Here is a 10,988-nt window from a genome sequence, read left to right on the forward strand (position 1 = left end):
CTGCTGACTTCGCTGTGATAATGTTTGCGAAGCTCGCCCAGCGTTCGCGGCGCGGCGATGATGATCAGCGATTCGAAATCCTGACGAAGCGCGCGCTCGTTCAGCATCGCGGCGGTCTCGGCGGCGAAGCGATCCTCGCCCTGCTGGTGGAAATCGGTGTTCTCGACATTGCCGCCGGCCGCCCAGTTCGCGCCCGCCGTGCGGACCGACGCCGAACGCCCCGCGAGATCGCTCGCCTGGTCGCGGTCGGCGGGGTTGGCCCGCTCCTCGTGGTGCTCGACCTGTAGACTGACGGCGGCGGCGTCGCCCTCGTTCCTCAACATAAGCGCCTTGCGCCCATCGGCGACCAGGACGACGGCGTCGTGCGGAACCTTCATGATGCTCTCCTTGCTTGCGATCGACGTTGAACCAACGCGGCGGGAGCGGCGGGGTTGCGCGGTCCCGCGCCCACAGCCATAGCCCGGCGATGCATGATATCCGCCTGATCCGCGACGATCCCGCCGCATTCGACGCCGGGCTCGCCCGCCGCGGCCTGGAGCCGCAAGCCGCCGCACTGGCCGCGCTCGACGAACGCCGCCGCGCGCTCATCACCGAAGTCCAGACCGGGCAGGCACGCCGCAACGAGGCATCGAAGGCGATCGGCGCGGCCAAGGCGCAGAAGGACGAGGCCACCGCCGCCGCGCTGATGGCCGAGGTCGCCGCGCTCAAGGAACGGATGCCCGCGCTGGAAGCGGAGGAAGCGGCGGTCGGCGACGATCTCACCACCCGCCTCGCCTCGATCCCCAACCTGCCGCTCGCCGACGTGCCGCAGGGCAGCGACGAGGACGACAACGCGCTGGAAAAGACGGTCGGTACCCCGCCGACCTTCGCCTTCGAAGCGCGCGAGCATGACGCGATCGGCCCGGCGCTTGGGCTGGATTTCGAGACCGGCGTGGCGCTGGCCGGTGCGCGGTTCACGCTGCTGCGCGGATCGGCGGCGCGGCTGCACCGTGCGCTCGGCCAGTTCATGCTCGACACGCTGGCGCGCGACCACGGCTTCGAGGAGGTCGTCCCGCCGCTGCTGGTGCGCGACGAGGTGATGTTCGGCACCGGCCAGTTGCCCAAGTTCGCCGATGACCTGTTCCGCACCACCGACGGACGCTGGCTGATCCCGACCGCGGAAGTCAGCCTGACCAACATCGTCCGCGAGCAGATCCTGCCCGAGGAGTCGCTGCCGCTGCGCTTCACCGCGCTAACCCCCTGCTTCCGCTCCGAGGCCGGCGCGGCGGGGCGCGACACGCGCGGATTCATCCGCCAGCACCAGTTCGAGAAGGCGGAGATGGTGGCGATCACCACCCCCGAGCAGTCCGAGGCCGAGCACGAGCGGATGACCGCCGCCGCCGAGGATATCCTGACCCGGCTGGGCCTGCCGTTCCGCCGGATGAAGCTGTGCACCGGCGACATGGGCTTCTCCGCCGCGCGTACCTATGATCTCGAAGTGTGGCTGCCGGGGCAGGCGCGCTACCGCGAAATCTCCAGCGTATCGACCTGCACCGATTTCCAGGCGCGGCGCATGAACGCGCGCTGCCGCCCCGCGGGGGAGAAGGGCACGCGCTTCGTCCACACGCTCAACGGATCGGGGCTGGCCGTCGGCCGCGCGCTGGTCGCGGTGGTGGAGAATTACCAGCAGGCCGACGGATCGGTCGCGGTGCCCGAGGCGCTCCAGCCCTATCTGCGCGGCCTCAACCGGCTGGAACCCGTCGCCTGATGCGCATCCTGTGCACCAACGACGACGGCTATGACGCGCGCGGGCTGGCGGTGCTGGAGGAGATCGCCGCGCGATTCTCCGACGATGTGTGGGTGGTCGCGCCGAGCGAGGAACAGTCGGGCGCCGGCCATTCGCTGACGCTCACCCGACCGCTGCGCATCCGCCGCCACGCCGACAAACGCTATTCCGTCACCGGCACACCGACCGATACGGTGATGATGGCGCTGGCCAAGATCATGAAGGACAGCCCGCCCGACCTGATCCTGTCCGGCGTCAATCGCGGCGCCAATCTGGCGGAGGACGTCACCTATTCGGGCACGGTGTCGGCGGCGATGGAGGGCGCGCTGGCCGGGGTGCGCGCGATCGCACTCAGCCAGACGATCGACCGGTCGGCGGAGGGCTTTGGCACGTTCGACGCGGCGCGCGCCTGGGGCGAGCGCGCGATCGGGCCGCTGCTGACGCTCGATTGGGCGCCGCGCACGCTGATCAACATCAACTTCCCGCCGCTCGCCGCCGATGCCGTGCAGGGCATCCGCGTCACCCAACAGGGCCTGCGCGATTACGGCCGCTTGCAGATCGTCGCCAACCGCGATCCGCGCGGGCTGGACTATTACTGGTTCGGACTGGGGCCGCCGATCGGCACCCCGCAACATTCCACCGATCTTGAAGCGATCGCCGACGGAATGATCGCGGTGACGCCTTTACACCTTGACCTGACCCACCGTGAGTCGCTCTCTATGGTTAACGGCGCTTATCGTTAGGGGGGACGATGCGGTACGGGGGGAGATATTGGGGAATCGGCGCGCTTGCCGGGATCCTGGCCGGGTGCATTCCCGCGTCGGTGGAGCGGTCGCCCGATCGCCCCGCCCCGCCCGCGCGGATGGAAGCGGAGACCGTGACCCAGCTTCCCGCGCCGCCGCCGGCGTGGCAGGTGCGTCCGGTCGTCGCCGACGCGCGCATCGTCACACCGGGCAGCTATGTCGTCCGTGCGGGTGATTCGCTGCGCAGCATCGCCGACAGCACCGGGGCCGGATCGGAAGCGATCGCCCGCGCCAACCACCTTGCACCGCCCTATCTGGTCCGGCCCGGCCAGCGACTGACGATTCCCGGCGGGCGCTACCATCTCGTACGCGCCGGAGAGACCGGCATCGCCATCGCCCGTGCCTATGGCGTGCCGTGGTCGGGCATGGTCGGGGCCAACCAGTTGAGCGAGCCGTACATCCTGCGCGTCGGCCAGCGCATCCTGATCCCCGGCGGCGCCACGCCGACCGCCGCCGAGCGCGCCGCCGCCTTTCGCCTCGACATCGACGCTATCGTCACCGGGGGGGAACCGGCGCTCGCCGCCAACCAGAAACCGACGCCGCCGATCGCTACCTCCGCGCGCGCCCTCCCCGCGACCGCCGCGGTCGCCCCACCGCGCGCATTGACCGGCGGCGGGTTCGCCTGGCCGGTCAGGGGGACGCTGATCCGCCGTTTCGGCCCCGGCGCCAGCGGCGAGCGCAACGACGGGATCAAGATCGGCGTCCCGCTGGGCACGCCGATCCGCGCCGCCGCCGACGGGGTGGTCGCCTATGTCGGCAGCGAGGTGCCGGCGCTGGGCGGGCTGGTGATCGTCAAGCACGGCAGCGACGTCACCACCGTCTACGGCCATGCCAGCCAGCTGCTGGTGCAGCGCGGACAATCGGTGAAACGGGGGCAATCGATCGCGCTGTCGGGCAGCACCGGCTTCGCCGACCGGCCCGAAGTGCACTTCGAGATTCGCCAGGGCCGCACCCCGGTCGATCCGCTCAGCCGACTGCCCGCCTCATGATCGACCGGATCGCGCCGATCGCGATGCTGTTGGCGTCGAACATCTTCATGACCTTTGCCTGGTACGGGCATCTGCGTTTCAAGGCGCAGCCGCTGGCGATCGTCATTCTGGCGAGCTGGGGCATCGCCTTTTTCGAATATTGCCTGGCCGTCCCCGCCAACCGCATCGGCAGCGCGGTCTATTCCACCGCCCAGCTCAAGGCGATGCAGGAAGTCATCACGCTCACGGTGTTCGCCGGTTTCTCGGTCCTGTGGCTGGGGGAGCGATTCACCCTCAACCACGCCGTCGGCTTCGCGCTGATCGCGCTGGGGGCCTGGTTCGTGTTCAAGGGGCCGCTCTAGCTTTTTGCGCACAAGGGCTTATGTGCGCGCGCACCGATGGCAACCCAACTCCCCCGACCGCCCCGCGTGGGCATGGTGTCGCTCGGCTGTCCCAAGAACCTGGTCGACAGCGAGCGGATCCTGACCAGATTGCGCGCCGACGGCTATGCGATGTCGCCCGACTATGCCGGGGCCGACGTCGTGCTGGTCAACACCTGCGGCTTTCTCGACAGCGCCAAGGAAGAGTCGCTGGAAGCGATCGGCGAAGCGATCGCGGAGAACGGCCGCGTCATCGTCACCGGATGCATGGGCAAGGAAGCGGAAACGATCCGCGATCGCTTTCCCAACGTGTTGGCGATCACCGGCGCGCACGAATACGAACAGGTGGTCGGCGCCGTCCACGAAGCAGCGCCCGCCGTGCCCTCGCCCTATCTCGATCTGGTGCCCGCAAGGGACGATGAGGCCGGGCTGAAGCTGACCCCGCGGCACTACAGCTATCTGAAGATTTCAGAGGGCTGCAACCACCGCTGCGCCTTTTGCATCATCCCCAGCCTGCGCGGCGACCTGGTTTCCCGCCGGCCGGATGCGATCCTGCGCGAGGCGGAGAAGCTGGTCGCGGCGGGGACCAGGGAACTGCTGGTCATCAGCCAGGATACCTCGGCCTATGGCGTCGACATCCGCCATCAGCCGCGGCCGTGGAAGGGCACAGAGGTCCGCGCGCATATGACCGATCTGGCGCGCGAACTGGGCCGGATCGCGCCGTGGGTGCGGCTCCACTATGTCTACCCCTACCCGCACGTCGATCATGTCATTCCGTTGATGGCGGAGGGGCTGGTCCTTCCGTACCTCGACATCCCGTTCCAGCACGCCAGCGAAAATGTGCTGCGCGCGATGAAGCGGCCCGCGAACAACGCCAAGGTGCTCGAACGCATCCGCAAGTGGCGGGAGATCGCACCCGACATCGCGATCAGATCGACCTTCGTCGTCGGCTTTCCGGGAGAGACCGAGTCGGATTTCCAGTATCTGCTCGACTGGCTGGATGAGGCGCAGCTCGACCGTGTCGGCGCCTTCCGGTTCGAGCCGGTCGAGGGTGCCACGGCCAACGCCCTCCCCGATCCGGTGCCGGAGGAGGTCAAGGAAGAACGCTATGCGCGGATCATGGCCAAGACCGCCGCGATCTCCGCCGCGAAGCTCCAGGGCAAGATCGGCCGCACGCTGCCCGTGATCATCGACGCGGTCGATGACGACGGCGGCGCCACTGGCCGCTCACAGGCCGACGCGCCGGAGATCGATGGCGAGGTGTTCCTGCGCGACGCCGGGCACCTCTCGGTCGGCGACATCGTACCGGTCAGCATCGAGGACGCCGACGAGCACGACCTGTTTGGCGTGCCGGCCGGGGGTTGATTGGTATCGGATTGGCATTAGGCAGGGCGAATGCGACGCCGTGCCCTGCTTCCCCTGGCCTTCACCGCGCTGATCGGTGCCAAGCCCGCCGACATATCGATCGTCGCGGTCGATCCGCTGACGGTGCAGGACGACGACTTCGCCCGGCACCGTGACCCCGCCGAATGGCGCGGCCTGAAGGTCAGCCGGGTCACCTTCGCCGAGGAACGCGCGCAATGGCGCCTGTGGCGCATCGTCGATCCGACGCGGCCCGACGGGCCGCTGTGGTTCGTGCCGCACGACAACGAGAACGCCGGGTTCGAGGCGGCGCTGGTCGCGCTGCGCAAATATGGCGGCACGCTGATCGCGGTCGATGCCGGGGTCGCGCCGGGGCACGATGGGGAACGGCTCAACCGCGCGGTCGCATTCGGCCGGCCGATCGATCCCAACCGCAATTTCCATGACGGCCTGCCGCTCTATCCGTCGCAGGTGTTGGCGGCGGTGGCGAAGGGGGCGTGGCCGATCATCGCGCTGCACACCAATTCCCGGGGCTATGACCCGCGCGAGTCGACCTGCCCGCCGCTGGGCGACACATCGGGCAGCGGCGTCATCTCGATCCGCTATTGCGACGCCACGCTGTCCCCCAGCGCGTCACAGGGCCAGGCCTATCCGTTCGACGACGACGACACCGTCGCCTTTGCCACCCATCTTGCCACCCAGCCGCAGAGCGCCGCCTTCTGCCACGACGCGATGGTCGCCGCCGACTGGAACGTGGTGCGCGAACGGGTGATGAACAGCGACGGGTCGCTGTCCAACTACGCGGTGCTGCATCGCCTCGCCTATCTCAACTTCGAGACGCAGGATCTGGGGCTGGACCCGGCGGAGCTGGCCAAGGCGCGCGACCGTCTGAGCTGGATCGTCGACCGCGCGATGGCGATGTGTGCCGCCCCGGCGGCGCGTCCCACCGCGCCGCCCGTCGTCCAGTTCCGCTAGCGCCCCGTCTTCACGCCCCATGCGGCAGGGCATAGGCGACGACGCTGTCGCCGGCCTTGGTCTCCATGAAGTGATGGCCGCCGGCGAAGATCACCAGATATTGCCGGCCGTTCTGTTCATAGACGATCGGCGTCGCTTGTCCGCCCGCCGGCAACGGCGCGCTCCACAGCGTCTTGCCGGTGGCTATGTCGATCGCGCGGATCAGGTCGTCGGTCGCCGCCGCGATGAACACCAGCCCCCCCGCCGTCACCACCGATCCGCCGTTGTTGGGCGTGCCGATGTCGAACGGCAGGCCGCTGGGAATGCCGAACGGTCCGTTATTGCGCGCGGTGCCGAACGGGCGATCCCACAGCAGCTTGCCCGTGGCGATGTCGATCGCCCGGATCCCGCCATAGGGCGGCTGCTTGCACAGCATCCCCGTCCACGGCATCCGCCAGCCGGCGTTGACCTTGATCGCATAGGGCGAATCCCACTGCGGATCGATCGAGTGCGCGTTGGAGAGCTGCTTCTTGTCCTTCATCGCATAGCGCGGGACGATGCCCAGCTTGTCGGCCTGGGCGCGCGGCACCAGCCGGACATAATTGGGCATGTCGTTGTAATTGGCGATCATCACCCCGCGCACCGGATCGACCGACACGCCGCCCCAGTCGCTGCCGCCGTTATAGCCGGGATATTCGACGGTGTATTTGTCGGCCCGGGGCGGGGTGAAGAAACCGCGATAGTCGGCGCGGCGATACTGGATACGGCAGATCATCTGGTCGATCGGCGACATGCCCCACATGTCGCGCTCGGTCAGCGGTTCCTTGCGCAGCGTATGCCATTTCGAGAAGATCTGGGTCGGCGCGCGCTGCTCCGGCTCGACGCCGCCGCCGGGCACCGTCATCTGCGCCAGCGGGGTCAGCGCGCGGCCCGTCGCGCGGTCGAGGACATAGAGGTCGCCCTGCTTCGACGGGACGACGATCGCCGGCGTGCCCTGATAGTCGATCAGCGTCGCCTGGCTGCCGAAATCATAGTCCCACACGTCGTTCTTCACCGCCTGGAACCGCCAGCGCGGCTTGCCGGTGGTGACGTCGAGCGCGACCAGCGAGGTGGCAAAGGCGTTTTCCTGCGGCGTGCGCTTGCTCGACCAATAGTCGACCGCGGCGTTGCCCATGGGCAGGTAGACGAGACCCAGCTGTTCGTCGCCGCTGGTGCTGGTCCATACATTGGGGGTGCCGCGCGCCCAGGTCTGGCCGGCCGGGGGGTAGCCGGTCCATTCGGGGTGCATCATGTCCCACGCCCAGCGCAGCTTGCCGGTCACCGCGTCGAACCCCTGGACCACGCCGGACGGCGCCAGCCGGGTCTGGCCGTCGAGAATCTGGTGGCCGACCACCACCACCCCGCGAACGATCGTCGGCGCCGAGTTGATCGAGGCGAGGCCCGGATAGACCTCTCCCATGCCGATCTTGGTATCGGTCTGGCCGTTGACGCCGAACCCGCTGCACGGCCGCCCGGTCAGCGCATCGACCGCGATCAGCCGCGAATCGAGCGTGCCCATGATCACCCGCGCCGCGCATTCGCTGCCCGGCTGCGCGCCCGGCACCGCGTAATAATCGACGCCGCGACAGGCCGTGGTGTAGGGAATCCATTCGTCGGGCACCTGCGGATCGAACCGCCACGCCTGCTTTCCGGTGGCCGGATCGAGCGCGACGATCACGTTCTTCGCCGTGCAGGTGTAGAGCAGGTTGCCGACCTTCACCGGCGTGTTCTCGGTGCCGTAGAGCTTGGCATAGGCCGGGTCGGTCGGTGTGCCGCCGGTGTGCGTTTCCCACACCTGTTCCAGCTTGCCGACGTTGGAGGCGTTGATCTGGGTCAGCGGCGAATAGCGCCGCGCGGCATAGGTGCCGCCATAGGCCGGCCAATCGGCACCCACCGTCTGGCCCGACGGATCGGCCATCATCGTCCCGGCACCGGGGAGCGGCAGCGCGATGTTGCGGTCGCGCCCGATCACGGCGAACAGCACGCCGGTCGCGATCACCACCACCGCGATCGATCCCAGCGCGGTGCCCCAGCGGCGCGGCGGCGCGATCAGCGTCGGCATCGCCAGGATGACGAACAGCAGCAGCACCAGCGGCGCAACGATGCGCGGCACCAGCCCCCATGCGTTGGCGCCGACCTCCACGAACGCCCACAGGATGGTGACCGCGACGATCGCGACGTACAGCCACGCGCCGGCGATCCGCCCGCGAATCATCAGCACGCCCGAAGCGATCATAAGAACGCCCGTCAACAGATAATAGAGCGACCCGCCCAGCGCCGCGAGCCATCCGCCACCCACCGCGAGCACCAGTCCGATCAGGGCGACGATCAGGCCGACGATCGTCGCGACCCAGCTGCGGTGTGATGGCATCGATTATGGCTCCCGCTCGGTTGTACCGGTCGGGCGAAGGAATCGGACAGGTCCCTGGCCTGCCGTCAGGCTCGCTCCATCGCCCCCAACTCACCAATCGGCCAGTCGTTCCACCGGACGATTGCGTCATCCCGCCGCACCTGCTTTGTTAGCGTCATGCGCGCACTCCTCCTTGCCTCCGCCCTGCTGGTCGCGGCGCCCGCCGCCGCCCAGGACCTGTCCCCCGCCGAAGCCAGCCAGGTCGACAAGACCGTCGCCGATGCGCTGGCCGCCACCGGGGTGCCATCGGCATCGATCGCGATCGTGCGTGACGGGCGGATCGTCTACGCCAAGGCCTATGGCAAGGCGTCGGAGACGATCACGAAGGCGACCCCCGACCTGCCCTACCAGATCGCGTCGATCTCAAAGCAGTTCACCGCCGCCGCGCTGCTGCTGCTGGAGGATGAGGGCAAGCTGAGCCTCGACGACACGGTGTCGAAATACCTGCCCGGCATCAGCGGCGGCGACCGGATCACGCTGCGCCAGCTGCTCAGCCACACCTCGGGCCTGCGCGATTACTGGCCGCACGACTACAGTCCCGCCAACATGGCGAAGCCGACCACGCCGCAGGGCATCGTCGATCGCTGGGCGAAGCAGCCGCTCGATTTCCAGCCGGGCGACCAGTGGCAATATTCGAATACCGGCTATGTCGTCGCCGGCCTGATCGTGGAGAAGGTGTCGGGCGAGCCGCTGCTCGATTTCCTGCGCAAGCGGATCTTCCAGCCGCTCGGCATGACCAGCGTGATCGACCAGGACAAGGCGATCGGGCCGAAATTCCCGCAGGGCTACAAAAGGTTCGCGCTGGGGCCAGTGCGTGTCGAGACTCCGGCCGCGCCGGGCTGGCTCTATGCGGCGGGCGAATTGTCGATGACCGCGACCGACCTCGCCAAATGGGACATCGCGCGGATCAACCGCACGCTGCTTCCCGCCGACGACTGGGCGGCGCAGGAAACCAGCATCAAGCTCAACGACGGCAAGGACACCAACTATGGTCTGGGCGTCACCATCGGCACGCCCGACGGCCGCAGGATGATCGAGCACAGCGGCGAGGCTGTGGGATTCCTGTCGGAAAACATCGTTTTCCCCGATCAGAAGGCCGCGGTGGTGGTGCTGACCAACAGCTGGTTCGGCAACGCCACCGGCACCATCGCGCGCGGCATCGTCCGCACGGTGATGCCCCCGCCCGAAGCCGCCGGGATCGAGGCCGCCTATGCCGCCAGGGCGCGCAAGCTGTTCGACCAGTTGCGCGCCGGCACGCTCGACCGGTCGCAGCTGACCGAGGACGCCAATTACTATTTCGATGCGACCGCGCAGGCCGACTACAAAGCCAGCCTCGGCCCGCTGGGTGATCCCGTCACCTTCACCCCGACCGGCGGGCCGGTGCTGCGCGGTGGCTATGTGATCCGCGGCTATCGCATCGCCTATCCCGATCGCGTGCTGCGGCTGTCGACCTTTGCCGAACCGGGCGACAATGGCCGGTTCGAGCAATATCTGATCAGTCCGGGTTCCTAGGCCCGGCGATCGCGCGCCACAGCAGCGCGATCACCGCGAACACCGGCAGCCCGATCACCGCCACCAGCGCGCCGTTGGGCGGACGATGCTCGACGGTCACCGCCAGGAACAGCGTCACCAGCGGCGCGAACCGCCATTCGCCCGTCGCCCAATCGAGCGCGAACGCCCCGACCGATACCAACGCGAGCAACGCCAGCGGCCACCGCCACCAGCCGCGCACCTCCCGCAGCACCGCCGCCGCGCCGAACAGCGAAGTGGCGACGGCGATGGCAGTCAATGCGATCCAGGCGATCTGCAGGCGAGTCATCCCGCCCCCCCTACGTCCATTCGTCCCGCGTTGCGTAGGGGCTTCGCGCACGAACATCATGGCGTTTCCTTCCCACGATACTAAGTTCGCCGGATGACTGCCCTGCTTCAGCCCGATCGCGGCCAGACCGCGCGCTCCATCATCGTCGTCCATCCCGATCACTGGGCCGACTGGCTCGCCACCCAACCGCCGCGTATCCGCGCGACCGTCGCGGCGCACCGCCTGACCGGCAAGCCCGGCAATCGCGCCGTGCTGCCCGGCGAGGGCGTGGACGACTGGTTGATGCTGCTGGTGTGCAACGAGGCGCTCGAATCACCGTGGCGGATCGCATCGCTGGGCGAACAATTGCCCGAGGGAAGCTATCGCCTCGCCAGCGGCGATGTCGGCTCGGCCGGGCTCGGCTGGATGCTCGCGCAGCACCGCTTCGACCGCTACCGCAAGGACGAGGGCGTGGCCGGCCCGCGCGTGCTGCTCACCAACGATCCCGC

The 10,988-nt window shown here is 68.5% G+C and carries 10 protein-coding genes and 1 pseudogene; 8 read left to right on the forward strand and 3 right to left on the reverse strand.

The window, feature by feature from the left end; all coding sequences use genetic code 11:
- Window positions 1–377 (reverse strand): host attachment family protein (locus VNR91_RS03910; RefSeq protein ID WP_325489479.1); only part of this gene is annotated, 377 nt, incomplete at its 3' end.
- An 89-nt stretch (window positions 378–466) separates the two neighbouring features.
- Between VNR91_RS03910 and serS the strand changes: the two genes are divergently transcribed.
- The 6 genes from serS (at window position 467) to VNR91_RS03940 (ending at window position 6,253) form a co-directional block, all read left to right on the forward strand.
- Entirely contained in the window at window positions 467–1,747 is a 1,281-nt protein-coding gene (gene serS, locus VNR91_RS03915; protein WP_325489480.1) for a serine--tRNA ligase, read from the forward strand.
- Window positions 1,747–2,508 (forward strand): 5'/3'-nucleotidase SurE, encoded by a 762-nt coding sequence (gene surE / locus VNR91_RS03920; RefSeq protein WP_325489481.1) that lies wholly within the window; start codon window positions 1,747–1,749, stop codon window positions 2,506–2,508. Before serS ends, surE begins: the two co-directional genes overlap by 1 nt.
- Window positions 2,509–2,588: 80 nt before the next feature.
- Window positions 2,589–3,557, forward strand: coding sequence for a peptidoglycan DD-metalloendopeptidase family protein (locus VNR91_RS03925; RefSeq protein ID WP_414712372.1), 969 nt, complete (start codon window positions 2,589–2,591; stop codon window positions 3,555–3,557).
- On the forward strand, window positions 3,554–3,898 hold the full coding sequence (locus VNR91_RS03930; RefSeq protein WP_325489482.1) for a DMT family protein: 345 nt from the start codon (window positions 3,554–3,556) through the stop codon (window positions 3,896–3,898). Before VNR91_RS03925 ends, VNR91_RS03930 begins: the two co-directional genes overlap by 4 nt.
- A 36-nt stretch (window positions 3,899–3,934) precedes the next feature.
- The gene (gene rimO, locus VNR91_RS03935; RefSeq protein WP_325489483.1) at window positions 3,935–5,281 is read left to right on the forward strand and encodes a 30S ribosomal protein S12 methylthiotransferase RimO; all 1,347 of its coding nucleotides are present in this window, start codon (window positions 3,935–3,937) and stop codon (window positions 5,279–5,281) included.
- Between the two features lie 30 nt (window positions 5,282–5,311).
- Entirely contained in the window at window positions 5,312–6,253 is a 942-nt protein-coding gene (locus VNR91_RS03940) for a hypothetical protein (RefSeq protein WP_325489484.1), read from the forward strand.
- Window positions 6,254–6,263: 10 nt separating this feature from the next.
- Here the strand turns inward: VNR91_RS03940 and VNR91_RS03945 are convergent, their stop codons facing one another.
- Window positions 6,264–8,642: a membrane-bound PQQ-dependent dehydrogenase, glucose/quinate/shikimate family gene (locus VNR91_RS03945; protein ID WP_325489485.1), complete on the reverse strand. Its 2,379-nt coding sequence runs from the start codon at window positions 8,640–8,642 to the stop codon at window positions 6,264–6,266.
- 156 nt (window positions 8,643–8,798) lie between these two features.
- On the opposite strand from VNR91_RS03945, the gene VNR91_RS03950 reads away from it, so the two are divergent.
- A complete protein-coding gene (locus VNR91_RS03950; protein ID WP_325489486.1) occupies window positions 8,799–10,193 on the forward strand; it encodes a serine hydrolase domain-containing protein in 1,395 nt (464 codons plus the stop codon).
- Here the strand turns inward: VNR91_RS03950 and VNR91_RS03955 are convergent.
- Complete coding sequence (locus tag VNR91_RS03955; RefSeq protein ID WP_325489487.1) at window positions 10,177–10,500, reverse strand: hypothetical protein; 324 nt, start codon at window positions 10,498–10,500, stop codon at window positions 10,177–10,179. The two genes, VNR91_RS03950 and VNR91_RS03955, sit on opposite strands and share 17 nt — an antisense overlap.
- A gap of 93 nt (window positions 10,501–10,593) precedes the next feature.
- On the opposite strand from VNR91_RS03955, the pseudogene VNR91_RS03960 reads away from it, so the two are divergent.
- Window positions 10,594–10,988 (forward strand): annotated as a pseudogene (locus tag VNR91_RS03960) (leucyl aminopeptidase family protein); the annotation flags it as partial.

Source organism: Sphingomonas sp. (genome assembly GCF_035555815.1).
Classification (GTDB): domain Bacteria; phylum Pseudomonadota; class Alphaproteobacteria; order Sphingomonadales; family Sphingomonadaceae; genus Sphingomonas.

Excerpts from the sequence above, each read along its gene's own strand:
- VNR91_RS03955 (WP_325489487.1), bottom strand. The coding sequence starts at position 10,500 with ATGACTCGCCTGCAGATCGCCTGGATCGCATTGACTGCCATCGCCGTC.
- serS (WP_325489480.1), top strand. The coding sequence starts at position 467 with ATGCATGATATCCGCCTGATCCGCGACGATCCCGCCGCATTCGACGCC.
- VNR91_RS03940 (WP_325489484.1), top strand. The coding sequence starts at position 5,312 with ATGCGACGCCGTGCCCTGCTTCCCCTGGCCTTCACCGCGCTGATCGGT.
- rimO (WP_325489483.1), top strand. The coding sequence starts at position 3,935 with ATGGCAACCCAACTCCCCCGACCGCCCCGCGTGGGCATGGTGTCGCTC.
- VNR91_RS03945 (WP_325489485.1), bottom strand. The coding sequence starts at position 8,642 with ATGCCATCACACCGCAGCTGGGTCGCGACGATCGTCGGCCTGATCGTC.
- VNR91_RS03930 (WP_325489482.1), top strand. The coding sequence starts at position 3,554 with ATGATCGACCGGATCGCGCCGATCGCGATGCTGTTGGCGTCGAACATC.
- surE (WP_325489481.1), top strand. The coding sequence starts at position 1,747 with ATGCGCATCCTGTGCACCAACGACGACGGCTATGACGCGCGCGGGCTG.
- VNR91_RS03950 (WP_325489486.1), top strand. The coding sequence starts at position 8,799 with ATGCGCGCACTCCTCCTTGCCTCCGCCCTGCTGGTCGCGGCGCCCGCC.